28 protein-coding genes and 1 other RNA gene are annotated in these 23,791 nt (G+C 64.9%); 14 read left to right on the top strand and 15 right to left on the bottom strand.

Annotated elements, in window-relative coordinates; translation table 11 throughout:
* From VEA80_RS03955 to VEA80_RS03920, 8 genes are all read right to left on the bottom strand, one after another.
* A complete protein-coding gene (locus tag VEA80_RS03955; protein ID WP_325059393.1) occupies positions 1 to 981 on the bottom strand; it encodes a type II secretion system F family protein in 981 nt (326 codons plus the stop codon).
* Positions 981 to 2,498 carry a CpaF family protein gene (locus VEA80_RS03950; RefSeq protein WP_325059392.1) on the bottom strand — a complete coding sequence of 506 codons (1,518 nt, stop codon included), beginning with the start codon at positions 2,496 to 2,498 and terminating at the stop codon, positions 981 to 983. The genes VEA80_RS03955 and VEA80_RS03950 overlap by 1 nt, the downstream gene beginning before the upstream one ends.
* A gap of 9 nt (positions 2,499 to 2,507) precedes the next feature.
* On the bottom strand, positions 2,508 to 3,950 hold the full coding sequence (locus VEA80_RS03945) for an AAA family ATPase (RefSeq protein WP_325059391.1): 1,443 nt from the start codon (positions 3,948 to 3,950) through the stop codon (positions 2,508 to 2,510).
* A gap of 9 nt (positions 3,951 to 3,959) precedes the next feature.
* Positions 3,960 to 4,643 (bottom strand): CpaD family pilus assembly protein, encoded by a 684-nt coding sequence (locus VEA80_RS03940; RefSeq protein ID WP_325059390.1) that lies wholly within the window; start codon positions 4,641 to 4,643, stop codon positions 3,960 to 3,962.
* An 11-nt stretch (positions 4,644 to 4,654) separates the two neighbouring features.
* Entirely contained in the window at positions 4,655 to 6,307 is a 1,653-nt protein-coding gene (locus VEA80_RS03935) for a type II and III secretion system protein family protein (RefSeq protein ID WP_325059389.1), read from the bottom strand.
* Positions 6,304 to 7,104, bottom strand: coding sequence for a Flp pilus assembly protein CpaB (gene cpaB / locus VEA80_RS03930; protein WP_325059388.1), 801 nt, complete (start codon positions 7,102 to 7,104; stop codon positions 6,304 to 6,306). The genes VEA80_RS03935 and cpaB overlap by 4 nt, the downstream gene beginning before the upstream one ends.
* A gap of 60 nt (positions 7,105 to 7,164) precedes the next feature.
* The gene (locus tag VEA80_RS03925; protein ID WP_325059387.1) at positions 7,165 to 7,671 is read right to left on the bottom strand and encodes an A24 family peptidase; all 507 of its coding nucleotides are present in this window, start codon (positions 7,669 to 7,671) and stop codon (positions 7,165 to 7,167) included.
* A gap of 172 nt (positions 7,672 to 7,843) precedes the next feature.
* Positions 7,844 to 8,008: a Flp family type IVb pilin gene (locus VEA80_RS03920; protein ID WP_325059386.1), complete on the bottom strand. Its 165-nt coding sequence runs from the start codon at positions 8,006 to 8,008 to the stop codon at positions 7,844 to 7,846.
* A gap of 258 nt (positions 8,009 to 8,266) precedes the next feature.
* Here VEA80_RS03920 and VEA80_RS03915 point away from each other — a divergent pair, with 258 nt between their 5' ends.
* The 4 genes from VEA80_RS03915 (at position 8,267) to VEA80_RS03900 (ending at position 11,352) form a co-directional block, all read left to right on the top strand.
* Positions 8,267 to 8,707: a pilus assembly protein N-terminal domain-containing protein gene (locus VEA80_RS03915; protein WP_325059385.1), complete on the top strand. Its 441-nt coding sequence runs from the start codon at positions 8,267 to 8,269 to the stop codon at positions 8,705 to 8,707.
* Between the two features lie 71 nt (positions 8,708 to 8,778).
* Positions 8,779 to 9,330, top strand: a complete 552-nt coding sequence (locus tag VEA80_RS03910) for a TadE/TadG family type IV pilus assembly protein (protein ID WP_325059384.1) — start codon at positions 8,779 to 8,781, stop codon at positions 9,328 to 9,330.
* Complete coding sequence (locus VEA80_RS03905) at positions 9,327 to 9,869, top strand: TadE/TadG family type IV pilus assembly protein (protein ID WP_325059383.1); 543 nt, start codon at positions 9,327 to 9,329, stop codon at positions 9,867 to 9,869. The genes VEA80_RS03910 and VEA80_RS03905 overlap by 4 nt, the downstream gene beginning before the upstream one ends.
* Positions 9,870 to 9,906: 37 nt before the next feature.
* The gene (locus VEA80_RS03900; protein WP_325059381.1) at positions 9,907 to 11,352 is read left to right on the top strand and encodes an AMP nucleosidase; all 1,446 of its coding nucleotides are present in this window, start codon (positions 9,907 to 9,909) and stop codon (positions 11,350 to 11,352) included.
* A 10-nt stretch (positions 11,353 to 11,362) separates the two neighbouring features.
* Here the strand turns inward: VEA80_RS03900 and VEA80_RS03895 are convergent, their stop codons facing one another.
* Entirely contained in the window at positions 11,363 to 11,734 is a 372-nt protein-coding gene (locus VEA80_RS03895; protein ID WP_325059380.1) for a four helix bundle protein, read from the bottom strand.
* Between the two features lie 57 nt (positions 11,735 to 11,791).
* Here VEA80_RS03895 and VEA80_RS03890 point away from each other — a divergent pair, with 57 nt between their 5' ends.
* Positions 11,792 to 12,568, top strand: coding sequence for a tyrosine-protein phosphatase (locus VEA80_RS03890; protein ID WP_325059379.1), 777 nt, complete (start codon positions 11,792 to 11,794; stop codon positions 12,566 to 12,568).
* A 168-nt stretch (positions 12,569 to 12,736) separates the two neighbouring features.
* Here the strand turns inward: VEA80_RS03890 and VEA80_RS03885 are convergent, their stop codons facing one another.
* Positions 12,737 to 13,768: a ribonucleotide-diphosphate reductase subunit beta gene (locus VEA80_RS03885; protein WP_325059378.1), complete on the bottom strand. Its 1,032-nt coding sequence runs from the start codon at positions 13,766 to 13,768 to the stop codon at positions 12,737 to 12,739.
* A gap of 262 nt (positions 13,769 to 14,030) precedes the next feature.
* On the opposite strand from VEA80_RS03885, the gene VEA80_RS03880 reads away from it, so the two are divergent.
* Positions 14,031 to 14,261 carry a DUF433 domain-containing protein gene (locus VEA80_RS03880; RefSeq protein ID WP_325059377.1) on the top strand — a complete coding sequence of 77 codons (231 nt, stop codon included), beginning with the start codon at positions 14,031 to 14,033 and terminating at the stop codon, positions 14,259 to 14,261.
* Positions 14,258 to 14,590 (top strand): DUF5615 family PIN-like protein, encoded by a 333-nt coding sequence (locus tag VEA80_RS03875; RefSeq protein ID WP_325059376.1) that lies wholly within the window; start codon positions 14,258 to 14,260, stop codon positions 14,588 to 14,590. Before VEA80_RS03880 ends, VEA80_RS03875 begins: the two co-directional genes overlap by 4 nt.
* Positions 14,591 to 15,363: 773 nt before the next feature.
* Here the strand turns inward: VEA80_RS03875 and VEA80_RS03870 are convergent.
* The 3 genes from VEA80_RS03870 to VEA80_RS03860 all read right to left on the bottom strand — a co-directional run bounded on the left by VEA80_RS03870 (position 15,364) and on the right by VEA80_RS03860 (position 17,416).
* Positions 15,364 to 16,023 carry a hypothetical protein gene (locus tag VEA80_RS03870; protein ID WP_325059375.1) on the bottom strand — a complete coding sequence of 220 codons (660 nt, stop codon included), beginning with the start codon at positions 16,021 to 16,023 and terminating at the stop codon, positions 15,364 to 15,366.
* 131 nt (positions 16,024 to 16,154) lie between these two features.
* Positions 16,155 to 16,835, bottom strand: coding sequence for a hypothetical protein (locus tag VEA80_RS03865; protein ID WP_325059374.1), 681 nt, complete (start codon positions 16,833 to 16,835; stop codon positions 16,155 to 16,157).
* 95 nt (positions 16,836 to 16,930) lie between these two features.
* Positions 16,931 to 17,416, bottom strand: coding sequence for a GNAT family N-acetyltransferase (locus VEA80_RS03860; RefSeq protein WP_325059373.1), 486 nt, complete (start codon positions 17,414 to 17,416; stop codon positions 16,931 to 16,933).
* Between VEA80_RS03860 and VEA80_RS03855 the strand changes: the two genes are divergently transcribed.
* The 6 genes from VEA80_RS03855 (at position 17,393) to VEA80_RS03830 (ending at position 21,909) form a co-directional block, all read left to right on the top strand.
* Positions 17,393 to 18,136 (top strand): CHAP domain-containing protein, encoded by a 744-nt coding sequence (locus tag VEA80_RS03855; protein ID WP_325059372.1) that lies wholly within the window; start codon positions 17,393 to 17,395, stop codon positions 18,134 to 18,136. The genes VEA80_RS03860 and VEA80_RS03855 overlap by 24 nt on opposite strands.
* A gap of 213 nt (positions 18,137 to 18,349) precedes the next feature.
* Positions 18,350 to 18,997: a CHAP domain-containing protein gene (locus tag VEA80_RS03850; protein ID WP_325059371.1), complete on the top strand. Its 648-nt coding sequence runs from the start codon at positions 18,350 to 18,352 to the stop codon at positions 18,995 to 18,997.
* 74 nt (positions 18,998 to 19,071) lie between these two features.
* Complete coding sequence (locus VEA80_RS03845; protein WP_325059370.1) at positions 19,072 to 19,986, top strand: ion transporter; 915 nt, start codon at positions 19,072 to 19,074, stop codon at positions 19,984 to 19,986.
* A 67-nt stretch (positions 19,987 to 20,053) separates the two neighbouring features.
* Positions 20,054 to 20,746: a molecular chaperone DjiA gene (locus VEA80_RS03840; RefSeq protein WP_325059369.1), complete on the top strand. Its 693-nt coding sequence runs from the start codon at positions 20,054 to 20,056 to the stop codon at positions 20,744 to 20,746.
* An 81-nt stretch (positions 20,747 to 20,827) separates the two neighbouring features.
* Positions 20,828 to 21,100 (top strand): hypothetical protein, encoded by a 273-nt coding sequence (locus VEA80_RS03835; RefSeq protein WP_325059368.1) that lies wholly within the window; start codon positions 20,828 to 20,830, stop codon positions 21,098 to 21,100.
* Between the two features lie 32 nt (positions 21,101 to 21,132).
* Positions 21,133 to 21,909: an N-acetylmuramoyl-L-alanine amidase gene (locus tag VEA80_RS03830; RefSeq protein ID WP_325059367.1), complete on the top strand. Its 777-nt coding sequence runs from the start codon at positions 21,133 to 21,135 to the stop codon at positions 21,907 to 21,909.
* Here the strand turns inward: VEA80_RS03830 and VEA80_RS03825 are convergent.
* Complete coding sequence (locus VEA80_RS03825) at positions 21,906 to 22,916, bottom strand: hypothetical protein (RefSeq protein ID WP_325059366.1); 1,011 nt, start codon at positions 22,914 to 22,916, stop codon at positions 21,906 to 21,908. The genes VEA80_RS03830 and VEA80_RS03825 overlap by 4 nt on opposite strands.
* 89 nt (positions 22,917 to 23,005) lie before the next feature.
* On the opposite strand from VEA80_RS03825, the gene rnpB reads away from it, so the two are divergent.
* Positions 23,006 to 23,397: RNase P RNA component class A (rnpB, locus tag VEA80_RS03820), an RNA gene on the top strand.
* Positions 23,398 to 23,402: 5 nt separating this feature from the next.
* On the opposite strand, the gene VEA80_RS03815 is transcribed toward rnpB, so the two are convergent.
* Positions 23,403 to 23,777 carry a VOC family protein gene (locus VEA80_RS03815; RefSeq protein ID WP_325059365.1) on the bottom strand — a complete coding sequence of 125 codons (375 nt, stop codon included), beginning with the start codon at positions 23,775 to 23,777 and terminating at the stop codon, positions 23,403 to 23,405.
* Positions 23,778 to 23,791: the final 14 nt, after the last annotated feature.

Below are 23,791 nucleotides of genomic sequence, written 5' to 3'. Positions count from 1 at the left end.
TCAGAACTTGAAGTTGACCATCTTGTGCATCACGAAGATGCCCATCGACATCATCACCGCGCAGCCCAAGAGGATGAGATTGCCGACCGGATGCTCGAACAGCACCGCGATGTAGGCCGGGCGCGTGAACCAGACGAGAATGCCCACCAACACTGGCAGCGAGCCGATGATGCCCGCCGAGGCTTTGGCTTCGGCCGAGAGCGCCTTCACCTTCTCCTTCATCAGCTTGCGCGAGCGCAGCACGGATGAAAGATTGCCCAGCGATTCCGACAGGTTGCCGCCGGTCTTCTGCTGAATCACCAGCACGATCGAAAAGAAGTTCACTTCCGGCAGCGGCATGCGGTCGTACATGCGCTGCATGCCGGTTTCGAGCGGCACGCCCATGGCCTGCGAATCCACCAGCGCCTGGAATTCGCTGCGCAGCGGCTCGGGGCTTTCGCTCGCGATGATGCGCAGACATTGGCCGAGCGGCAGGCCCGACTTCACGCCGCGCACGATCACGTCGATCGCGTCAGCGAGCTGGTTGGAGAATTTCTTCTGCCGTCCGCCGACCATGACGCTCAGCACCCAACGGGGCAGGCCGAGCGCGCCGATGAACAGGCCCGCGAGCGCGCCGACCGGATGCTTGCTGACCAGAAAGCCGACCAGCGCCAGCGCCAAGCCCGCGGCCACGGCCATCATCCAATAAGCAGGGACGGAGAGCTTTATGCCGGCCTGGGCGATCTGGCCTTTGACCGAAAAGCGCCGCTTGCGCGACTGCTTCTCGCTGGCCGAGAGTTCGCGCAGGGCTTCCTGCGTGGTTTGCTTGCGCTTCAGCGCCGCCATTTCCGTAGCTTGCTTGCGGCGATCGACTTTGGTCGCGCCGGCGACCGCTTTCACGCGCTTGGACGCCGCCGCGGGTTGTCCGCCGCCGCTGAAGGCGATGCCGGCGCCGCCAATCGCGACGAAGGCAAGCACGGCCGCGACAATGGCCGGATCCATCAGCTCGACTCCGACTCGTCCAGCGCCTGCGCCAGTTCCTTCTCGAGGCCGAAATAGCGCGCGCGCTCCCAGAAGCGGGGGCGGCCGACGCCGGTGCCGCGGTGGCGGCCCTGGATGCGGCCGTTCTGATCTTCGCCCTGGATCTCGTAGACCATCAGATCCTGCGTGATGATCGTGTCGCCTTCGAGCCCGAGCACTTCGGTGATCTGGGTGATGCGGCGCGAACCGTCGCGCAGGCGCGCGGCCTGGATGACGACGTCGACGGCGGCGACGATGATTTCGCGGATCGTCTTCGGCGGTAGCGAGAAGCCGCCCATCGTGATCATCGACTCCAGACGCGAGAGCGCTTCACGCGGCGTGTTGGCGTGCAGCGTGCCCATCGAGCCGTCGTGACCGGTGTTCATGGCCTGCAGCAAGTCGAACGCCTCGCTGCCGCGGACTTCGCCGACGATGATCCGCTCAGGACGCATCCGCAGACAGTTCTTGACCAGGTCGCGCATGGTGACCTGGCCCGAGCCCTCGAGGTTCGGCGGCCGCGTTTCCAGGCGCACTACGTGCGGCTGCTGCAGCTGCAGTTCTGCCGCGTCTTCGCAGGTGATGACGCGTTCGGTCGGATCGATGAACGCAGTCAGCGTGTTCAGAAGCGTGGTCTTGCCCGAACCGGTGCCGCCCGAGATCAGCACGTTGCAGCGGCACGCGCCGATGATCTGCAGGATCTTCGCGCCGGCGGGCGAGATCGAGCCGAACTCGACCAGGTTCGAGAGCTTCAGCTTGTCCTTTTTGAACTTCCGGATCGTCAGCGTCGGCCCGTCGATTGCGAGAGGCGGCACGATGACGTTGACACGCGAGCCGTCCGGCAAGCGCGCGTCGCAGATTGGGCTCGATTCATCCACCCGCCGGCCGACTTGGCTCACGATGCGTTGGCAGATGTTCATCAGCTGGCCGTTGTCGCGGAAGCGGATGCCCGTCTTCGAAATCTTGCCGCTGACTTCGATGAACACGGCGTTGGCGCCGTTGACCATGATGTCGGCGATGTCGTCGCGCGCCAGCAGTGGCTCGAGCGGGCCGTATCCCAAAACGTCGTTGCAAATGTCGTCGAGCAGCGATTCCTGCTCGGCAATCGACATGACGACGTTCTTGATCGAGATGATCTCCGCGACGATGTCGCGGATTTCGTCGCGCGAAGATTCCGGGTCGAGCTGCGCCAGCTGCGTCAGGTCGATGGTTTCGATCAGCGCGTTGAAGATCGTCGATTTGACCCGGTAATACGCTTCGGAGCGATATTCAGGCTGTTCCGACGGGTCGGGCTCACGCTGGCGCACGGCGGGCGCGCTCGCCGATGGCGCGGCTGGACGCGGCGCAGCGGGCGCGGGCGTGGCTGAGCGCGGACTCGGCGCGGCGGCGGGGCGCGGTGACGGCGCAGTCGCGGCCGGGCGCGCGCCAACGCTGGCCGGCGCGGCGGCGGGCGCCGCCGGCGCAGCGTTCGGTGCATCGCCTATGCCTCGCTTGCCGAACATTCAAATTCCCTAGCGCTTCAGGAACGGGATCTTGTCGGCGAGAGACGCCTTCTTCGCCTCCACCGGCTTGCGTCCCGTGAGCGATGCCGCGAGGTCATCGAGAATAAGCGCAGTCTTCGACTGCGCGGCGACTTCGCCGACCATCTGGCCGTTGTTCGCGGCCATGCCGAACAGCTGCGGATCGAACGGAATCGAGGCGATCGGCTCGGCGCCCAGCGCCTCGGCGAAGTCCTTGAACGGAATCTCCGGCCGCTTCGGCACGCCGACCATCGACAGCACCACCGTCGGCGGCGAGTCGTAGGGGCGCATCGCCTTCAACAGGTCCATGATGTTCTTGGTGTTGCGCAGGCTGGCCAGGTCCGGCCCCGCGACGATGATCGCATCGTCGGCCGAGAGTAGCGTGTGCTTCACCCAGGAGGTCCAGATGTGCGGCAGATCGAGCACGACATAGGGGCTGGTGCGCCGCACACGCTCGATCACCATTTCGTAGGACTGCGGATCGAGTTCGAACTCGCGCTCCAACGTCGCCGGCGCTGTCAGCATCTGCAGGCGCTGCGTCTGCTTGGTCGTCACCCGCTCGAGGAAAATGTCGTCGACCCGGTCGGGCGCCATCAGCGCGTCGGCGATCGACTGTGGCGGGTCCTGGTTGAAGTCGAGCGCAGCGGTGCCGAACGAGAGGTCGAGATCGAGCAGGGTGGCGCTCGATTCCTGCCGCTCGGCGATCGACCAGGCGAGATTGTGCGCCACTGTCGACGCGCCGATGCCGCCGCGCGCGCCGATCACGGCGACGACGCGGCCGGCGAACGGCTTGTCTGGATGCACGTAAAGCCCGCACACGGTGCGGATCAGGTCGAGCGGCTGCAGCGGCGGCACGATGTATTCGCTGACGCCGCGCGCCATCAGCTCGCGGAAGAGGGCGATGTCGTTGACCGCGCCGATGATGACGACCTTTGTGCCTTCCTCGATCACCTGCGCCAGGCGGTCGAGGTGGTGCAGCATCGCCGCGCCCTGCAGCAGCGTGTCGATGATGAGGAGATTGGGGCTGCCTTGCGCCGCGAAGCGCGCGACCGCCGCGTCGATGCCGCCGGGCTCCACTGTCACTTCCGCGCGCGCCATGCGGCGGTCGGCGGCGATGCCGGCGATCAGATCGGAGATTTCCGGCCTGTCGCAGCTTGCATGAATGCTGATGCGCGGCACCGGCTGTTCGGTGACGCGCCCGGTTTCACGCGGCGTCGCCGGCAGCGCGGCGGCGACCACGGCCGGCGCGCCGAGGCCGAACGGATCCTCGTCGGTCAAGGGCGATGCCGGCGCTTCAGTCGCATGCGCAGCTGCGCCGTCATCGAACGGCGGCAACTCGGCGCCTTCGAGGTCGCCGACGCCGAAGCTCTCGTCATCTTCGAGCACGAAGTCGTCGTCCGTGCCGAGGCTCCAGGCGGGATCGGGGTTGCTCATCCGCTTTCCCTAATTGCTGACCGCGTTGCTGATGGCGACGCGCTCGTCGCTGCTCCGCTCGGCGTGCGTCGGATCGCCGTTGCGATAAGCGTCCATGACCGTCTCGCGGCGCCCGCTGTCGCGCGGATCGGCGTTGCGCGGGCGCAGCAGGTCGGCCGGGTCCTCGACCAAAGCGGCGAGATTGGCTTGGGTGGCGCAGCCGAAGCTGGCCCACGGCTGGTTGTTGCTTTGATGCGCCAGGTCTTGCTCCCACAGCGGCGCGCATTCCGGCGCGTGCGCTTCGAACCGGGTGAAGCTTGCGACGATCGGCGCGTCGCCGCCGGACCCGTCATAGGTGGAGCCGGCCACCGCGGCGTAGGAAACGCCCGCATCGACCAGCGACATGCGCGCTTCGTGCGCCAGCACGGACGCGGCGTCGGTGTTGGCGCCGCCCGACGGCGAACTCAGCACCAGCGGTCCGTGGCCGTAGCGCAGGTAATTGCTCGCGAGCATGCGCAGGTGTGCGCGCGCTTCGGGCGAAAGCGAAACGTCGCCGGACTCCACCAGAATTTCGACGCGCTCCGCCGTTTGCGTCACCTCGATGCGATGGCGGTCGGCGGCGCTGGCGACCGGCGGGCCCTCGGGCGTCGGCACGCTTGCGCAGGCGGCGAGGGTGCTGACGCCGAGCAGCAGAACAGGCAGGCGGGATTTCATGGCGTGCCTCATCATTCGATCACGTGGCCATGCGGGCCCTGGAGGCGCGCATTCTCGCGCGCGCCGTCGGAGCCGCGCGCGGGGCGGTAGATGGAGTTGAGCCGGCCGGTGAGCAGGCTTTCGCCTTCGCTCGGGTTCATGAAGCCGTCGGCCGGCGTGCGCAGCTGATCCGGGCTCGTCGGCCGCACAAGGTACGGCGTCACAATGATGACGAGTTCGGTTTCGTTGTTGACGAAGTCGCGCGAGCGGAAGAGCGAGCCCAGCACCGGCGTGTTCATCACGCCCGGCACGCCTTCGAGCGCATGGCGCGTGCGTTCTTGGATCAGGCCCGCGAGCACGATCGAGCTGCCGGACGACATTTCCAGCGTCGTCTCCGCGCGCCGCACCTGCAGGGCAGGGATGGTGATGCCGCGGATCACGGTGGTGGTGCCGTCTTCATTGCGGATTGGCGTGTCGCCGGTCGAGATCGCGCCTTCCGTGGTGAGTTCGCTGACTTCGGTCGCGACCTTGAGCGAGATGCGCCCGCCCGACATCACCACGGGGGTGAAGGCGAGGCCGACGCCGAACGGCTTGAACTCGACCGAGATCTGGCCGTCTTCGGAATTGACCGGCACCGGGAATTCGCCGCCGGCCAGGAAACGCGCCGCTTCGCCGGAGATCGCCGTCAGATTTGGCTCGGCCAGCACGCGCAGCAGGCCCGCCCGCTCGAACGCTTCGATCGAAGCGTCAGTGCGGCGGGCGCTCTGCACCGAAGCGGGTCCGTACGTGATTTGCCCCGTGTCCGGATCGAACTCGTACCCGCCGACTCCGGCATCGCCCGTCGTAATGTTGGGGTCGACCGTGCCGGAAGGGTAGGTGTAGCTGTTCGGTCTCAGAATATTCTCGGCGACGCCGCCTGCGGCGCTGAGGCCGCCGAGCAGCGATCCGTTGATCGAGAAGCCGTTGCGGGTGGCGATGTCGATGAAATCGTCTTCGCCGACCAACTGGTTGATCAGCTCCTCGTAGTTCGTGTTGATGCCGAGCTGGCGCACCAAAGTGCGGCTCATCTCGACGACGCGAACGCGCACCAGCACCTGTTCGCTGCCCTGAACCTGGATCAGATTCACGATGCGATCAGGGCTTTCCGCTCCGCCGGATGCGCCCCCGCCCGTGGTGGCGACGTATTGCGTGGCGATCTGGTGCGCGCGATCGGCTTCTCCGGCGCTGCGCGCCGTGCCCGAGAGCACGATCGAGCCGTTCACGGCCTCCGCTGTGATGTTCGCATCCGGCGTGTATCGGCTCAGGATGTCGTTGAGCGGCTCCACGTCCGGTTCGACGCGGATCTCCACGTTGGCGATCTGGCGCCCGCTGGCGTCGAAGAAGAAGATATTGGTCTGGCCGAGCTGGCGGCCGATCACATAAGCGCGCCGCGCCGTGCGCACGGTGGCGTCGGCGATCTGCGGGTTCGAGATCAGGATGTCGCGCGCGTCCGCGGGCAAGTCGATGATCGCCGACTTGCCGAAGGGGAGAACGAGCGACGCCGATTGCGCGCCGCCGCCCCCGGTGATGCGCATGCTCGTTGCGCTGGCCGGCTCGACCTGCGCAACGACCTGGCCGGGCGTCAACGCCACGGCTGCGGTCAGCGCCGTGGCGAGCGATACGCGAAGGGACCTGCCCCGATTCATCTGCCACCCCCGAGCACCGAGCCGTATGCGTGTATCCGCACAGCGCCCGACGATTGGCCGACACCATTGTTGCGTCGCGTGCTGGTCATGCCGACTGTGTCGACCTGCACGCCGCGCAGCGCGAGCGAGATGTCGCCGAGCTGATCGGCCTGCGCGAGGACGCGCGCGTCATCGGCGGAGAGCTCGAGCACCGCGAAGTTCGCGTCCACAGTCGCCGGCGCTTCGCCGCTGGTCTGCGTTTGCGTCGTATCGCCCAACGCGAGCACCCGGATATCCTCGAGCACGATCTCGCTGGCGACGCGCTCCTCTGAACCCTCGTTGAACTTGTGCGACATGATCACGTCGACGCGGTCGTTCGGCTGGACATAGCCCCCGACCGCCGTCTCGCGCTCGATCTCGATCGCCACGGCGCGGAAGCCTGGCTGCAGCTGCGCCGCCAGGAAGCCGCGCCCTTCGGGCTGCACGATGTAGTTGGTGGTGATCGGCTCGCCTTGAACGAACGCGCGGCGCGTCACCGCGCCAACGAAGTCGGATTGCGCCGACGGGTTGTCGGCCACGCGCACGAAGCTCGGCGCGACGGATTCTTCGGGAAACAAGGCCACGGCGAGGTCGCTCGGGGTCAGCGCCGCGCCTTGCGGCACGTCGCGCGCCGCGACGAGAACCTGCTGGCCCGCAATCGGCGACGCTTCCTCGGACGTGGCGGTGTCGTCGTCGCCGCCCATGCTGCGGATGAGAAAAAGCGCGCCGATCGCCGCGATCGCGGCGATGACCAGGACAATCAGCTGACGCGCTGACATACTCTCACTCCCCGCGTGATCCGGCCCCGAACACCCCGGCCGAACAGACCACGCTCATGGCTAAGGCAGGGTTAACGGGCTCGTCATGAACGGAAGGGCCGGAATCGCCATCAGGCCGCCGGCCATGATGGCCACGCCGTAGGGGATTCCGCCTTTGTGCTTTAACAATCGATTTACGAACGAGGGGTTCGTCTCCGCTTGCTTGATGAAAGTGCGCGCCGCGAGCAGCGCGAGCGCCATCACGCCGCCGGCGAGCGCGGTCCAGAACACGAACGGCGCGAACGCCGGAAAGCCGGTCCACACCGTCGCCGCCGCGAGCAGCTTGGCGTCGCCGCCGCCAATGATGTTGGCTTGAAACAGAAAGAAGCCGACGACGAGCACGCCGAGGCCGAAGAGGAGGTGCAAGCCGATTTGGTAGAGCGGGGCGCCGGCGAGCATCGCCGCCGGAACGAACAGCCCCGCCATCGCGAGCGAAACCCAATTCGGAATGGTCAGGCTCGCGACGTCCGAGCACGCCGCGTAGATCAGCAGAGCCGCGAAAACACAAAGGGCGAGCGCTTCGACCATAGCCGCGGAGCATGTCGCGCCGCCTCTCAAGAAAGAGTTTAAGGAGAGAAACGACGCGCTAATTTCCGCCGAAAAAACAAAAGCGCCGCCCGAGGGGCGGCGCGAGGAGGAGGGGAACTTGAAAGGACGCTCGCGCTGCGCGCCCGAGGGACGCGCAGCGCGGCCATAGCGATTAGTTCGCGTTGTTGAGGTCCGTCGAGATCTGCGTGAACACGCCTTCGAGGCTGTCGCCGACCAGCGTGACGGCGGTGATGATCGCGACGCCGATCAGGGCGGCGATCAGGCCGTATTCGATCGCGGTGGCGCCGTCTTCATTCTTCAGGAAACGCTTCAACATGTGACTACTCCAGTTTGTCGAGTGCTTTTTCACCGGCCCGGTGGAGGCGTCGCACCCGACACCCATCCCAGACGCGAAGTCGACGATACGCGGAAGTGTTTAACGGCCCGCCCAACGAGAAGAGATAATTCTAGATTAACAACGAATGCGATTTTTCAGCGCGTACGCATTTGTAATGCGCCTGCGTGAAGCGCCTCTTAGCGATCCCGCAATAAATGGCGCGTAGCTCTCTATGAGAGCATTACGAGGAAACGCCCCATGCGCGCCTTGCGCACGTTCGCCGCCGCCCTTGCGGTCGTTTGTACTGTCGCAACGCCCGCGCTCGCGCGCGACGTGCGCGTCGCGCTCGATCAAGCCTTTCCGATCCGATTAGCCGAGCCGGCCGAAGGCGTCGCCATCGGCAATCCCGCGATCGCCGGCGTTTCCGTGCAGAATGATCGTTTCCTGTTCGTCACCGGCCGCTCCTACGGTTCGACCAACCTGGTCGTCGTCGGCGCCGAGGGCCGGGTGCTCTATTCCGGCCGCGTCGTGGTGACGCCGGACGAGACCGACGTCGTCATGGTCACGCGCGGCGTCGAAACCGCGCGGCTCGAGTGCACGCCGCTCTGCCGGCCGCGTCCCGACATCGGCGACGGCGCCGCCTCCGAGGCGGTCACCGAACAGATCACCAGCCGCGCGGCGGCGAGCGGGGTCCGGTAAATCGCCGATTTACCTCTTGGTTTGACGGTTTCTCAGCCCTTCGGCGCCTAAGCTGCGCGTTCGGAGGCGCCATGGCCGCGGCCAAATCATCGATGAAAGCGTCGCTGCGCCGCTTCAAGCGCGCACGCAAGGGCTCGGCCGCGGTCGAGTTCGCGCTCGTCGTGTTTCCGTTTTTCCTATTCCTGTTCGGCCTCGCCGAAGTCGCCATGATCGGCTTCGCCCAGACCAGCCTCAATTATGCCGTCGCCGAAACGGCTCGCCAGATCCGCACGGGCGAGGCGCAAATGTCCGGCGCGTCGGCGGGCGACATCCGCCAGGAGCTCTGCGACGAGCTCAACAAGTTCATGATCATGACCTGCGAGGGCAACCTCTATCTCGACGTCGATCGTTTCGACTCCTTCACCAGCGCCAGCAATGACGAAGCCGACCCGATCCAGAACGGCGAGTTCAGCGAAAGCGGCTTCGGCTACACCCCGGGCGCGCCGTCCGACATCGTCGTCGTGCGGGCCTATTATCGCTGGGAAGTCATGACGCCGATGTTCGCGCCCGTGTTCTCGAACGTTTCGCACGGTCAACGGATCATGGTCTCCACCATGATGTTCCGCAACGAGCCCTACCAATGAGCCTGAAGCTTCGCCTGCGCCGCTTCGGCCGCGACAACAACGGCGCCGCCGCCGTCGAGTTCGCGCTCGTCGCCGTCTTCATCATGGTGCCCTTGCTGCTGGGCTCGGTCGACCTGATCGATGCGATGAACGTCAACAGCCGCGCCCAGAACGTCGCCGCTTCGCTCGCGGACGTGGTCGCGCGCGACACCGAAGTGTCCGACGCCGAAGTCGCCGGCTATTGGGACGCGCTCGACGTCCTCATGTATCCAAGCGACGGCGCCGATGTCGGCGTGCGCATCACCAGCATCCGCATCGTCAACAACAGCACCGCGACTGTGGTCTGGAGCGAGGGCCACGGCATGTCGCCGCGCGGCGCGGGCGATCCCGTGCAGGGGCTCGCCGACGGGATGATGAACCCCGGCACCAGCATCATCATGGCGGAATCGAGCTACACGTACGAAACGCCGCTTGGTTTCCTGTTCAAGGATGGCGTGACGCTCGAGCACACCGCCTACCGCCGCTCGCGCCTGGTCGATCCGATTCCGCGGGTCGACTAGGCCTTGACGCCGCGCGCGGGTAGGGGATGCTCTCGCGATGGAAGATCCCAAGACGCCCGCTGAAGCCGTCGATCGCCTCGAGTTCCTGCACAACCGCGCCGTCACTGCGCTGATCGAATCCGTCCGCCGCTTTTCCGAAGGCGGCGCGCCGCCTTCGTTCGAGGAGCGCGCGCTCTTCCGCTATCCCGAACTGCGCGTCACCTATCTGCCCGGCGCGCCGGCGCCGCGTCTGGCGCGCGCCTACGGCCAGCTCACTTGGCCCGGCGAATACGCCGTCACCATCACGCAGCCGAACTTCTACCGCGAGTATTTGATCGAACAGCTCACGCTTCTCGTGCAGGATTACGGTGCCGAACTCAGCGTCCGCGTCAGCGAAAGCGAAATTCCCTATTCCTACGTGCTCGACGCCGCTGGCGCCGCGGCTTACGAAAAAGTCCCGGCCGAAGAGCTCGCGCGCTATTTCCCCCACCCGCGTCTCACCCAAGTCGGCGACGCCGTCGTCGATGGCCTCCGCATCGATCGCCTCGACGGGTCGCGGCCGCTCGCTCTGTTCGATGCGCTGCGCACCGATTATTCGCTGAAGCGCATCCAGCACTATACCGGCGCGCCATGGGCCGATGTGCAGCCCTGGATTCTCTTCACCAACTACCAGCGCTACGTCGATGAATTCATCCGCTGGGCCGCCGCCGGCGTCGCCAACGGCCCGAAAGGGTGGAGCCTCTCATGCCCCGGAAACGTCCACATCGAAGCGGGCGATAAAGACGCCGAACAAAAAGCGCTCGCCGCGCCCTGGCGCAAATACCAGATGCCGGCCTATCACCTGACGACGCCCGAACGCGACGGCGTCACGCTCGTGAACATCGGCGTCGGCCCCTCCAACGCGAAGACGATCACCGATCACCTCGCGGTGTTGCGTCCGCATTGCTGGCTGATGATCGGCCATTGCGGCGGTCTGCGCCACACCCAGCGCATCGGCGATTACGTGCTCGCGCACGCCTATCTGCGCCGCGACAAAATCTTAGACGACCGCGTGCCGCTCGAAGTGCCGATCCCCGCCATCGCCGAAGTGCAGATCGCGCTGCAGAATGCGGCGAACTCAGTGCTCGGCGGCGACAAGGAAGAGCTGCGCCGGCGCCTCCGCACCGGCACCGTCGTCTCCTACGCCGACCGCAATTGGGAGCTCAACTACAACCAGGAGCGCCAGCTGCTCAGCCAATCGCGCGCCGTCGCCGTCGACATGGAAAGCGCCTGCGTCGCCACGCAAGGCTTCCGTCTGCGCGTGCCGTACGGCGTTCTGCTCTGCATCTCCGACAAGCCAGCGCACGGCGAGATCAAGCTCCCCGGCGTCGCCGATCGCTTCTACGACAGCGCCATCGGCGCGCACCTGCGCATCGGCCTCGAAACCGTCGCGCTGCTCAAACAACAGCGCGATCGCCTGCATAGCCGCAAACTCCGCGCCTTCGACGAGCCGCCGTTCCGGTAGGTCTTAGGCGTTAGGGGTTAGGGGTGGCTTTGAGTTTGGCGTGGAGGGCGTTCAGCATCCGGCCAACTTCTTCAATGTCTGACAGTACGGGATCGACGTCGCGAGCTGAAAGGAAGGCGACATCCACCGCCAGCATCAGCAACGTTTCAAGCTCAGCAGTGGATCCGCGTGCGATTGAAATGAAGTGAGCAAAGTCCTTGCGGGTTGCCCTGGTGCGGCCTTCAGCGATATTGGCGGGAACTGAAATCGCCGCGCGGATCATCTGCGCCGTTAGCCGATACTCTTCCTTCTTCGGCATTAGCTCCGCTAAGGCGTAAACTGCCTTCGCCACGCCCATGGCCTTCGTCCACACCGCAAGATCGCGGTAATTTCGAATTGTCATGGGGCCCGTCCATCCCTAACACCCAACACCTAACACCTAACACCTAAAACCTCCCAAATGCACGACCGCCTCATCCCCTTCGACCGCATCCTCAATTTCCGCGACTACGGCGGTTGGGAAACGCCGCACGGCAAGATCACGCGCGGCAAGCTCTTTCGCTCCGCGTCCTTCCATGACGCCACGGAAGCCGACATCGCCAAGCTCAACACGATGGACCTCCGCTTCCTCGTCGACCTCCGCCGTCCCGAAGAGCGCGCGCACGAACCGAGCAAGTGGTCGAACGAAAGCTGCCGCATCATCTTCAATGACGAGGGCGGCGGCGGCCACGCGCTGCCGCCGCATCTCGTCGCGCTGATGCAGAGCGAACTGACGCCGCAATCGACGCGTGACTACATGCTCAGTCTCTATCGCGAAATCCCGTTCGATCCGCGCCTCGTCGGGCTCTATCGCGACTGGTTCGCCGCTTTGGGCGAGGGCGGCGCGGGCGTCGTCCACTGCGCCGCCGGCAAGGACCGCACCGGCATCATCTGCGCGCTGACTTTGACCGCGCTCGGCGTCGACGAGGACGCCATCTTCGCCGACTACGAATTCACCAACGAGGCCGTCGATCTCGAAGCCCGCATGCCGCGCATCCAGCAGCGCATCGAAGAACGCCTCGGCCGCAAACTCGACAGCGCCGCGCTCAAGCCGATGCTCGGCGTCCACGTCGATTATCTCCGCGAAGCGCTGAATGCGATCGACGCGAAATATGGTTCTGCGCTGAATTACATCGAGCAGGAGCTCGGCGTAGGCGCAAGCGCGCTTGCGAAGCTGCGCGATAATCTGAGCGCTTGAACTCCACCCATTCCCGGGGCTTCGCGCAGCGAAGAGCTCGGGACCCATAAACACGAATGTGCGCGATTTTGAGCGCAGCGCTCAGATACATCCCATTCGCGTTTATGGGTCCCGGACTTGGCGCTTCGCGCCAATCCGGGAATGGGTGGTGTAACGAGAAGCGCGAAACTAACCCGCCGCCTTCCGCTTCTCCATCATCTGATCGAAGTTCGACCACACGCCTTCGCCGCCGTGCCAATCGCCCTTGGTCGCGGCTTTCGAATATTCCGTCGCCCGCGCTTCGAAGAAGTTCGCGTGCTCGACGCCGTTCAAAATCGCCGTCAGCCACGGGATCGGGTGCTCGGTCACGCCATAAATCTTCGGCAGCCCCAGCTGACCCAAGCGCCAATCGGCGATGTAACGGATGTATTTTTTGATGTCGTCCGCCGTCATCCCCTGCACCGGGCCCATCTCGAAGGCGAGATCGATGAACTTGTCTTCCATGCCGACGACGGTCTTGCAGCATTCGATGATGTCGGCCTTCACCGCGTCCGTCAGCGCGCCGGTTTCCTTCGCGTACGCATGGAAGAGCTTGATCATGCCTTCACAGTGCAGGCTCTCGTCGCGCACGGACCAGGTGATGATCTGGCCCATGCCCTTCATCTTGTTGAAGCGCGGGAAGTTCATCAGCATCGCGAACGACGCGAACAGCTGCAGCCCCTCGGTGAAGGCGCCGAACATGGCGAGCGTGCGCAGAATGTCTTCATCCGTGTCGACGCCGAACTTGCCCATGTAATCGTGCTTGTCGCGCATCGCCTGGTAGTCATAGAAGGCGGCGAATTCGCTATCCGGCATGCCGATGGTTTCGAGCAGCAGCGCGTAAGCGGCGATGTGCACCGTCTCGATGTTCGAGAACGACGCGAGCATCATCTTGATCTCGGTCGGTTTGAACACGCGCGCATAGCGCTCCATGTAATTGTCGTTCACCTCGACATCGCTCTGAGTGAAGAAGCGGAAGATCTGCGTCAGCAGATTGCGCTCCTCGTCGCTGAGCTTCGAAGCCCAGTCCTTCACGTCCTCGCCGAGCGGCACTTCTTCCGGCAGCCAGTGCACCTGCTGTTGGCGGCGCCAGAATTCGTACGCCCACGGATAGCGGAACGGCTTGTAGCCCACCGATGGCGTGCGGAGCCCCGTCAGCTTGCTCCCGTTTTCACCAGCCATCCGCGAAACTCCCTTTCGAAGCCGAAACGTAACCCTAGATATAGGGATTTTGTGACCCGCGGGCCACCACATATGGCGCATGAGGGCGCGAGTCGCCTTTCAAAAAGGTTACCGCCGCCCGGGTCCGACCATGCAGCGATTCACCGGCCTAGCGAGCCGAGCAGGGGCTGCCAGCTGTGGATTAAGGCAGCCGGCCTCTGAGCGCGCCGCTCCGGCGGAGCCCTCCTCGCTGCGGGGCCGGAAAGCGTGCTATATTTGCTCTATGACCGCAGACTATCACGGCATTATCACCCAGGAGCCGGGCAAGCGCGGCGGCCGTCCCTGCATAAGGGGCATGCGGATCGCCGTTGCCGACATTCTGGGATGGCTCGCGGCCGGCATGACGCCGGCGGAGATCGTAACGGACTATCCTGAACTGACGGAAACGGACATTCGCGCGGCGCTGGCCTACGCCGCCGATCGCGAACGCCGCATCATGACCGCGACAGCGTGAAGCTGCTGTTCGATCAAAATCTCAGCCATCGTCTCTGCCGCATGCTGGCGGACATTTTTCCTGCGACCGCGCAGGTGAAAGCGCTCGGACTCGATCAGGCAAGCGACGACGCAATATGGGACTTCGCGCGCCGCGAAAGCTGCACGATCGTCACTTTGGACGCGGACTTTGCGGAGCTGGCGGCGCTCCGAGGGGCGCCGCCCAAGGTCATCTGGCTGCGCTGCGGCAATCAGCCGACACGCGTCGTCGAACGTCTCATGCGCGATCGAGCCGTGCTGATCACAGACTTCATCGAAAGCCACGACGCCGCGTGCCTTGAACTCTACTGATCGCAGCAGCAGGCAAGGAAGAACGGGGATAGCCGCGCCATCTATCCTACACTTTCGCGCGCAAAATCCCAGCGCAATCAACGATCGCGGCAAAATCAATCCGACCGCGCCAAAGCTGGGGTATAATGCTCTCGTTCTCACATGAGAGGATTTCGAAGAGCTCCGAAGCTTTGAAAGGTGAGAGCGTCAGCTGGCGCGGCAGGCGTCGCTTCGATGGAAGGGAGAAGCTTTGTGATCGTTGTGCGGCCTTTGCGCCTTCGTGTTGAAAAACACAAAGACACAAGGAGACTCACGAAGGACACGAAGCGACAGCTTCCCATCGTTGAGGAAGTCCGCGGACGTGGGAATGTCGAGAGGGCCCTTGCAGAGGGTACGACGCTTTCCAGGCCCGAAGGGCGAAGCGAACGATGTCTGCATTGCCTGCGGGGCGTGAAACCGCAGGGTCCAGAGTTTTTTCGGAAGACTCTGACGCGCTGAACCGGCTCGTGGCCATAAGGAGCCAAGGCCCCTGCGTGCTTTCCATGCTGGTGCGCCACAAACTCCTGGTCGCCAATCCGGGACAAACAGCCGATGTGCGGGGCGCGTTCGACGCGCGCGTCGTTCGAGCGATCGGGCGACGCATTCTAGAAACTAACTCGGCGCGTCCGACGCGCCCCGTCCTCTTGTTGGGGGAGTAGGCAATGGCTGGAAATTCGAGAACCGGCATCGGCCGGCGCACGAACGCGCCTATTGCCTACTGCCCATTGCCTATTGCCTGTGACACGCGCAGCGCGTCACCGCCGCATCGTCACGGTTACGCCAGTGAAGCTCTCGTCCTGGCTGTAGGTCTGATTGCCGACGCGGGTGGATTCTTCGCGCTCGACATAGGCGAGCGAGGTCTGCACGCCGTTGCGCTCCCAAGTGACGCCGGCGGCGAGATCGCCGACTTCGACTTGGTCCTGCAGCGCGAACGAGGCGCCTTGGCCGCCGAACTCGTTGCGCGAGCCGGGCTGCCAAGTCAGCGCTTCGTCTTCGGAAGCGACGAACACATAAGTGGAGGAGCCGCGATTGCCGCTGTCACGCTCACCGACGAGGCCGCGACCGACGCGCAGTTCCGAACCGCGCCCACGTCTGTCGATGTCGCCATCGGCGTTGGCGCCGATCGAGGCGCGCTGGGCGATCGAGACGTCGAGCGGAGAATCGCCGCCGCCGGCCGCGAGTTCGAGTTCGACGCCGCGGCGATCGCCGTCGCCTTGCGTCGGGCCGATCGGTGAAATCGGTTGGCTGTTGTCGTCACGGACGGAAAGGTTGAGCGCGGCGCCTTCCGGCAGGTCCGCTTCGGGATCCATCAGATTGACCAAGAGCGCCGGTTGCGCAGCTTCCTGCGCGCCCGCGAGGGTCACGCCCACCGCGCTCGCCGCGATCACGGCGCCTGCCAGCAGTGCTGTTCGCAAGACTTTCGTCCCACCCATTACAGCCTCGTACTGAAACGATCCAACGAAGCGGCAATGCACAATGGCTGCCACGGGTTCCGGCGCATGTGAAGACCTGACGGGGGCGTGATGAAAAGGAATCACAGCGATTTTCAGTGTCGCATGGTTAGCGTCAGACCGGTGAAGTCCTCGTCGTGAGAAATCGTGCGGGCTCCGGTGCGGACGCTGACTTCGCGCTGCACATAAGCCACCGAGGCCTGCCAGCCGTCGCGCTCGTAGGTGACGCCAGCCTGCATATCGCCGATCTCGACCCGGTCCTGCACCGTGAACGAGGAGCCCCGGCCGCCGAAATCGTTGCGGACGCCCGGCCGCCAAGTCAGCGCTTCGTCCTCGGAAGCGGCAAAGAAGTACCAGGTCGGCTCGGAGCTCGGCTCGTCGCTGCGAACCCGGCCGAACCGAAGTTCGGAGCCGCGGCTCTCACGCTCGAGATCGCCGTGCCGGTTGAAGCCCAGTCCCGCACGCTGGGCGAAGGCGACGTCAAATCCGGCGCCCGCATGGGCGACCAGTTCGACTTCGTAACGGCGATAATCGGAACGGTTCGCAGCGTCGTCGCCGGAGGGCGAGGGGGCGAAATTGATGAAGCGGGGGTCTGATGCTTCGCCGAAACTCAGATCGAAACGATCGGCGAATGCCTCGCTCGGATCGACAAAACTGGCGTTGTCGACGCCAACCAAAGTGGAGTGAGGCCCGCCCGCGTCTTCGGCTGTGGCGATATTGGCAGCGAAACTTACGAACCCGACCAACCCAACGACCACGAGCTTGCGTAAAAGCATCGCGATCTCCTCCCAATGCGCACGAGCATGAAGTCGGCATGGTTACCGATTTCTTACTCGCGCTGGGCGCGCGCTGCAGTCGATTTACAGTCGGCTCAGGTCGACGACCCGAGCGGAGGAATGCTGCGCTGCATCACGACGACGTCGAGCAAGCGTCCGAATTTCTCGCCGACATTCGTCAGCGTGCCGACATGGCGGAAGCCGAGCTTGGCGTGCAGGCCGATCGAGGCGGCGTTGTAACTGTCGCCGATGAACGCCAGCGCTTCGCGCACGCCATCGGTCTGCAGCGTGCCGAGCAGATTGCGCAGCAAGAGCGCGCCCACGCCTTGGCGCATCGTCGTCGGGGCGCTGTAGATCGAGACCTCGAACGTCTTCGCGTAAGCGGCCCGATCCCGGTACTGCGTGGCATAGGCGAAGCCCATCACCCGGCTCAGATTGTCGGCCGGGGAGGCGACCAGGAACGGCCAGCCGCGCTGCACCACATGGCCCCAGCGGGCGCCGATCTCGTCGAGGCTGGGCGGCTCGATCTCGAACGTGCCGGTCCCGGTCAGGACGTGGTGGGCGTAAATAAGCTGAACCATTTCCAGGTCTTGCTGGAAACAGGGCCGGACGATCAGGGCGGGGCGCTCGCTCATCGCTCCGGCCTGACGCGGAAACCGCCGCCCGGTCAAGTGCGGCGGCAGGGCGCATTCACCCAATACCAACCGCCCTGGTCTAAGATCGGCGCCGAAATGATGAGTCTGAGGTTAACCTGGCCGGCGAAGGCGCTGGGCCTGGCGGGGCTGGCGTTTGCGCTCGCCGCCTGCGCCTCGGCGCCGGCGCCGATCAGCGCCACCGCCGTGTCGGCGCCGCGGCTGGACCTTCCGTACGAGCCCTCGGCGCCGCCGCAGGTCGCCGATTATGCGGCCCGGCTCCAGTGCGTCCCCTTCGCCCGCCGCGCCTCCGGGGTGGAAATCTACGGCAACGCCAACACCTGGTGGCGCCAAGCCGAAGGCCGCTACCCGCGCTCCAACTCCCCAGCCCCCGGCTCGGTATTCGTGCTGCGCGGCCACAACACCCCCCACCGGGGCCACGTCGCCGTGGTCAAAGAGATCGTCTCCAACCGCGTCATCCGCGTCGATCACGCCAATTGGCTGAACGGCGGCGAGATCAGCGTCAACGTGCCGGTGATGGACGTGTCGGCGGCGAACGATTGGAGCGAGGTCCGCGTCTGGCACATCCCCGGCGGCCATTGGGGCGGGCGGACCTACAGCGCCGAAGGCTTCATCCACCCGTTCACGATGCATGCGGCGACGAGTTAGTGAGCGGCGTTAAGATTTATTGATGAGGTCGCCAGACTAAAATTAAGAAGTATTACTGCGAACACTGAACTAGATGTAGTTCTTCTGCGCTTCCATTTACCATATTCAACGCACCTTTCTAAGAGTTCAGCTTCGCAATTAAGCGTTCTTTAAGTCCGTTGGCGCGTTTGTGTGTGCCAGTTTGGGGCAAAGGCCTCGCCTGGGCATCAGGGCATGTTGGATTCCCGCGCGCTTCTCCTCGCCGCCGCGGCCGTCGCCGGTTTCGCGGCGCCGTCCGATGCGAGCGCTTTGACGCCGCTGTCGATGGATTTGGCCATCGATCCGAGCGTCACGGACGGAGCGTCCGATCATTCCAGGCTCGCGCCCAGCGCGTTCGAGCGCCTGCCGGACGAAGTCTACGAACCGACCGCCCGGGTCACCAACGGCCGGGCGCGGCTGCAATGCGTCCCATTCGCCCGCCGCGAATCCGGCGTCGATCTCTACGGCAACGCCAACACCTGGTGGCGCCAAGCCGCCGGCCGCTACGAAACCGCGGAAGACCCGAGCGAAGGCGCGGTGCTCGTTCTGCACGGCTACGCCACGTCGAGCCGCGGCCACGTGGCGGTGGTGAAGGAAATCGTCTCTTCGCGCATGATTATCGTCGATCACGCCAACTGGTTGAACGCCGGCGAAATCACCCGCGACGTGCCGATCCAGGATGTCTCAGAAGCCGGCGACTGGTCCGAAGTGCGCGTCTGGCATGTGCCCGGCCGGCATTGGGGCGGGCGCACCTATCGCGTGCAGGGCTTCATTCTGAATGTCCTCGCCGAAGCGGCTCGTCAGCAAACGGCGGCGAGCGCCGCCGGGGTTCCGGTCGGCTAAAGCTTTCCCGACGCATTGCAAACGCGCTAACCTGCGCTGCCGGTGGAGGGACCGGCGGTGGAGGGGAAGTCGACATGGCCAACGGCGCTGCGACGGCGACGGTAGGCGTGCAAACGCCTGTGGGGAAAGTCAAAGCGAAGAAGGCGCGTCGCGGCGGCATCGCGCTTTTTCGCTGGCTCACGCGCAACTGGCTCTGGGACGGCTTCATCCTTGGCTGCATCATCGCGAACGCAGCGATCCTCGGCTACGATGCGCACTACGGAGAGGCCAACCCGTATCACGCGCAGATCGATCAGTGGAATGTCTACTTCCTCTGGATCTTCACCGCCGAACTCGTGCTCGAGTTTTTCGCCCAAGGTCCGAGGCGCTACTTCAAGAGCGGCTGGAATTGGTTCGACATCATCGTCATTGGCCTCAGCTACGTCGCCGTGAACCCGGCGATCTCGGCGCTGCGCACCTTGCGCGTCGTTCGCGTTTTCCGCCTGGTCAGCGCGGTGCCGCAGATGCGGCGCGTGGTGGAGGCGTTGTTCGGCGCGATGCCCGGCATCCTCGCCACGCTCGCGATCCTTGCGATCGTGTTCTACATCGGCGCGGTGATGGGCACGACGCTCTTCCACGAGGAGGAGGGCTTCCGCGATCTCGGCGAAAGCGCGCTTTCGCTCTTTGCTTTGTCGCAGTTCGACGGCTGGGGCGACACGATCGCCCGGTTGCAGCCTGAATATCCGTACGCTTGGTTCTTCGTCCTGAGCTTCACCGTGATCGCCGCGTTTGCGGTGCTGAACCTCTTCATCGGCGTCATCGTCGAAGCGGTGCAGCAGGCGCCGCAGGAGGCGATCAAGGAAGAGCTCGAGGACGTGCAAGAAGACGTCGAGGAGATCGCCGAGGCGCAGGAAGACGCCGCTGTCGTGCAGCACCGCATCCTCGACGAGGTGCGCGCCCTGCGTTCGGAAGTGGCGGCTCTGCGCGGCGCCGCGCCGCCCGCCGGCTGAGACAATGGTCGGCTGATCTGCGACCGGCGGGGTGGCGCCGGCGTCCGCCATCGGCGACAATGGCGTCATGTCAGTTTGGTCCCGCATTGTGGAAATGGCGGCGAAGGCCTTCGATCCGGAGGCCGAGCCGCCGGAGTTTGCCGAGGAGTGCGCGCCGCGCCCGAACGATGTCGGCTTCACCGCAGCCGTCATCGGGCTTGCGGCGAAAATGGCTAAAGCGGACGGTGCGGTAAGCGAAGCCGAGCTCCACGCTGCGGCGCAGGTGTTCCGGCCGCCGCCCGGGGAAGAGCAGAACTTCCGCCGCGCATTTTCGCTGGCGAAGCAGACGGTTCTAGGATTTGAATCCTATGCAAAGCAGATCGGGCGCAAGTACCGCGCTCGGCCTTGCCTGCTTGAGGACGTGCTGGACGGCCTGTTCCACATCGCCGGCGCCGACGGCGCCGTCGGCGACGCGGAACTGGCCTATCTCGAGCAGGTCGCTGCGCATTTCGGGTTCAGCGAGATGGAGTTCCGCCGGATCAAGGCCACCAATCTCGGCCCCGAGGTGGGCGATCCCTATGCCATCCTGGGCCTGCTGCCGGGCGCGGACATGGACGAGGTGCGCCACGCTTGGCGGCGGATGGCGGCGGAAAACCACCCCGATCGGATGACTCAGCGCGGCGCCCCGCCCGAGTTCGTCGAGATCGCCCGCGACAAGACGGCGGCGATCAACGCCGCCTACGCGCGAATTCGTGAAGAGCTCAGCGTCGCGGCGAAGTGAGCGGCGAGGGACCCCGCCGTAGGAGCGCCGCATTGAACCAGCAGACTCACCAGCCATATTGAAGCGAGGAGCTGTTCCTTCATGACCGCTAACGCTGTTGATTTCGGGTCCGCTGCGCTGTCCGCCTTCCTGCGCGCGGCAGGGCTCGCGGTCCTCGCGGTCGGGGCGGCCCTCGCTCTCTTTTTCGCGTTCGCCGCGGCGGTGATCGTCGGGTTGATGGTCACCGGCGCTGCGGTCGCCATGCGGTTTTGGCCGCGGCGGCGCGAAGCCCGGAGGGGCGGCCCCGACGTGCTCGAGGCGCGCAGCACTCCAGCCGGCTGGGTGGTCGAAACGGCCGCCAAACGCCAGGCCTGACGGATCAGCTCGGAACGCGCATAGTGCGCGCCGTGACTCGATACATCGAACGACCCTCGCCGAACTTCGACGCGCGCACGCGGCCGATCGATCTTGTCGTGCTGCATTATACCGGCATGCAGGACGCCGAGACGGCGCTGGCGCGCCTGACCGACCCGGCGCCCGTGGCCAGGCGATATCCGGGGCCGTGGCAGAGCGATGACGCGCTGCCCGATGCGCCGTTGCCGAAAGTGTCGGCGCATTATGTGGTCGATGAGAGCGGACAGATCTTCAGCCTCGTGCCGGAAGAGCATCGCGCTTGGCACGCCGGGGCGTCGAGCTGGGAAGGCGAAGGCGATGTGAACGCCCGCGCGATCGGCATCGAAATCGTCAACGGCGGACATGATTTCGGGCTGCCGGAGTTTCCCGACACGCAGATCGAAGCCGTGATCCAATTGCTGCGCGACATCTTCGAACGCTGGCCTGATTTGAAGCCTGCGCGCGTGGTTGCGCATTCCGATATCGCGCCCGACCGCAAGTCCGACCCAGGCGAGAAGTTTCCGTGGAAACGGCTCGCTGACGCAGGCGTTTCGATCTGGCCGAATCCGGCGCACACCGTGCTCGCAATCGACGACGATCCCATTCCCCATGTGCAGCAGCAGCTCTCCATCATCGGCTATAACGTGCGCCAAACCGGCGTTATGGATGGCGAGACCAGGGCGGCGCTTATCGCCTTCCAGCGCCGCTTCCGTCCGTCGGACACGAGCGGCGCAGCGGATCAGGAAACGCGCCGCTTGCTGGCGGCGCTCTCGCGTCAGCTCTCGGTCTAGTCGATCGATCCGCCGCGTCGTTGCGCTTCGGCCCCGTAGGCCTGAGACATGTAAGTCCATTGCGCTTCGGTGCTTTGCACCATCTGCCGCGCCAGCGAGAGTGCGCGCTGAGCACTGGCGCAACGGGCGGGCTCATCGACGCCGGATTCGAACTCCATCAGCGCTCCCATCATGCCCAGGACCGCGCTCATGCTCGTTTCCGTGTGCCGCGCGAATTGGGGGTCGCCCAGGAGCCGGAGGCCGAACTGACTGGAGTCTTCTTCGGTCCATAAGCCTTGGGCGATCATCTGGCGGCTCTTCCAATGCATGAGCGTCTCATTGTATCGCGCCGCTTCGCTCCCATAAGCCATGATGTCTTCCATGCGGCCGTAGAAATCGGCGACGAACGCCGCGCGCGCGTCGCTCGCCTCGCAAACGCCGGCTGGAAGCGCGGCCGGAAGTGCGAGTTGCGGCGGCGCCGGCTGCGGGGAATCCGCAGTGACGTCGCGGCCTGCGATCTCGTCCATGGTGCGCTGGAAGAGAGCGGCGTCGACGCAGAAGAGCGAGAGTTCGCGGCCCATCAGCGAGACCTCGGCGCGGAAGCCGGAGGCAGCCTCAGGCGGGCCGCTGTAATAAGTGACGCTGTCCTCGTACTCGCTGGCTTGCGAGGCGAAGCGCTGATCCTGGTCGAAAGCGTCGAGCGCCGCATCGTAGGCGGCGCCTGCTTCCTCTTCGCTGTCGAAGCGGGCAATGCCGGTGATGGTGTGGACCAGCCGAGAGCGGTGAGTAACGACCACTTCGGCTTGGTTGAATGGCGCGTGCGCGGCGTCGAGCGTGACGAATTGCGAGTTCATCATGCGCATGCCGAGGCCGCGCTGGCCGGCCGGCGCTTCGGCGCCGAAACTGACCCCGAACGCGCCTGTGCTCGTGCACTGAGCGGCCATCGCCGCGCCGTTCACTTCGGCTACGGCTGCGCCGCACCACATCAAGGCGATCGCTGCTGTGATCGCCGCGCCAAGCCGCTGCATCCGCATGTCCTCCCCGGAGCGGCACTTTGGCTGGCGTGCGGTAACGGTCAAGCTTTGTGGTTTGACCTTGCGATCCTATATTGGCGGCGCCAGTCGGCTGGACGGCCGCGAGCGCAAGTCCCGAAAGGGCGCGTTCGAGGAAAGTCCGGGCTCCACGCGGATACGGCGGCGGGTAACGCCCGCCGGAAGCAATTCTAGGGATAGCGCCACAGAGAACAGTCTGCCGATGGCCGGCGAAAGCCGGCACAGGTCAGGGTGAAACGGTGGGGTAAGAGCCCACCGCCGCGACTGTAAGGAAGCGGGCACGGCAAGCCCCGCCGGGAGCAAGACCGAATAGGGATGCGCGCAGCGCACGCTGCAAGCCCGTCCGCGGGTTGCATCCGGGTTGGTCGCGAGAACCATGCGGCGACGCATGGTCCAGAGGAATGGTCGTCGCCTCGGCAACGAGGAACAGAACCCGGCTTACAGGCCGACTGGCGTTTTTCTCTACATGCTGTTGATGTGCAGGATGTTGCCGTCCGGATCTTTGAACCAGGCGGCCTTGAAACCGTCCTGAACGTGCATGTCGCCTTCGATCTTCATGCCAAGTTCGGGATAGTGTTCGAACTGCACGCCACGCTTCTTCAACTCGGCGACAATCTCGTCGATCTCGTCGCCACAGTCCCAGACCACGGCGTTGGCCCGGTTGGTGCCGGCCTCTTGGCTCCGATACACATTGAGGTGGGTCGCGCCGGTCTTAACGCTGAACACCTCGTCAGATTCATCGGCAAGCTCAAGTCCAAGCGTTTCGGTGTAGAACCTTTTCGCTTTGTCGAGATCGCGGCTGGCGACGATCGCGCTGGAGTTCTGATCGCTTAGCATGTGGTATGCCTCCG

This window comes from Vitreimonas sp., assembly GCF_035627415.1.
Taxonomy (GTDB): domain Bacteria; phylum Pseudomonadota; class Alphaproteobacteria; order Caulobacterales; family Aquidulcibacteraceae; genus Vitreimonas.
Note: the sequence above shows the minus strand (reverse complement) of the source record. Positions and strands in the feature narration are given on the sequence as shown.

Coding starts and splice junctions, on each gene's coding strand:
- VEA80_RS03935 (WP_325059389.1), bottom strand. CDS start 6,307: ATGAATCGGGGCAGGTCCCTTCGCGTATCGCTCGCCACGGCGCTGACC.
- VEA80_RS03825 (WP_325059366.1), bottom strand. CDS start 22,916: ATGCAGCGGCTTGGCGCGGCGATCACAGCAGCGATCGCCTTGATGTGG.
- cpaB (WP_325059388.1), bottom strand. CDS start 7,104: ATGTCAGCGCGTCAGCTGATTGTCCTGGTCATCGCCGCGATCGCGGCG.
- VEA80_RS03865 (WP_325059374.1), bottom strand. CDS start 16,835: ATGCTTTTACGCAAGCTCGTGGTCGTTGGGTTGGTCGGGTTCGTAAGT.
- VEA80_RS03905 (WP_325059383.1), top strand. CDS start 9,327: ATGAGCCTGAAGCTTCGCCTGCGCCGCTTCGGCCGCGACAACAACGGC.
- VEA80_RS03920 (WP_325059386.1), bottom strand. CDS start 8,008: ATGTTGAAGCGTTTCCTGAAGAATGAAGACGGCGCCACCGCGATCGAA.
- VEA80_RS03885 (WP_325059378.1), bottom strand. CDS start 13,768: ATGGCTGGTGAAAACGGGAGCAAGCTGACGGGGCTCCGCACGCCATCG.
- VEA80_RS03945 (WP_325059391.1), bottom strand. CDS start 3,950: ATGAGCAACCCCGATCCCGCCTGGAGCCTCGGCACGGACGACGACTTC.
- VEA80_RS03955 (WP_325059393.1), bottom strand. CDS start 981: ATGGATCCGGCCATTGTCGCGGCCGTGCTTGCCTTCGTCGCGATTGGC.
- VEA80_RS03835 (WP_325059368.1), top strand. CDS start 20,828: ATGACCGCTAACGCTGTTGATTTCGGGTCCGCTGCGCTGTCCGCCTTC.
- VEA80_RS03895 (WP_325059380.1), bottom strand. CDS start 11,734: ATGACAATTCGAAATTACCGCGATCTTGCGGTGTGGACGAAGGCCATG.
- VEA80_RS03880 (WP_325059377.1), top strand. CDS start 14,031: ATGACCGCAGACTATCACGGCATTATCACCCAGGAGCCGGGCAAGCGC.
- VEA80_RS03815 (WP_325059365.1), bottom strand. CDS start 23,777: ATGCTAAGCGATCAGAACTCCAGCGCGATCGTCGCCAGCCGCGATCTC.
- VEA80_RS03915 (WP_325059385.1), top strand. CDS start 8,267: ATGCGCGCCTTGCGCACGTTCGCCGCCGCCCTTGCGGTCGTTTGTACT.
- VEA80_RS03850 (WP_325059371.1), top strand. CDS start 18,350: ATGTTGGATTCCCGCGCGCTTCTCCTCGCCGCCGCGGCCGTCGCCGGT.
- VEA80_RS03925 (WP_325059387.1), bottom strand. CDS start 7,671: ATGGTCGAAGCGCTCGCCCTTTGTGTTTTCGCGGCTCTGCTGATCTAC.
- VEA80_RS03890 (WP_325059379.1), top strand. CDS start 11,792: ATGCACGACCGCCTCATCCCCTTCGACCGCATCCTCAATTTCCGCGAC.
- VEA80_RS03950 (WP_325059392.1), bottom strand. CDS start 2,498: ATGTTCGGCAAGCGAGGCATAGGCGATGCACCGAACGCTGCGCCGGCG.
- VEA80_RS03860 (WP_325059373.1), bottom strand. CDS start 17,416: ATGGTTCAGCTTATTTACGCCCACCACGTCCTGACCGGGACCGGCACG.
- VEA80_RS03900 (WP_325059381.1), top strand. CDS start 9,907: ATGGAAGATCCCAAGACGCCCGCTGAAGCCGTCGATCGCCTCGAGTTC.
- VEA80_RS03840 (WP_325059369.1), top strand. CDS start 20,054: ATGTCAGTTTGGTCCCGCATTGTGGAAATGGCGGCGAAGGCCTTCGAT.
- VEA80_RS03940 (WP_325059390.1), bottom strand. CDS start 4,643: ATGAAATCCCGCCTGCCTGTTCTGCTGCTCGGCGTCAGCACCCTCGCC.
- VEA80_RS03910 (WP_325059384.1), top strand. CDS start 8,779: ATGGCCGCGGCCAAATCATCGATGAAAGCGTCGCTGCGCCGCTTCAAG.
- VEA80_RS03845 (WP_325059370.1), top strand. CDS start 19,072: ATGGCCAACGGCGCTGCGACGGCGACGGTAGGCGTGCAAACGCCTGTG.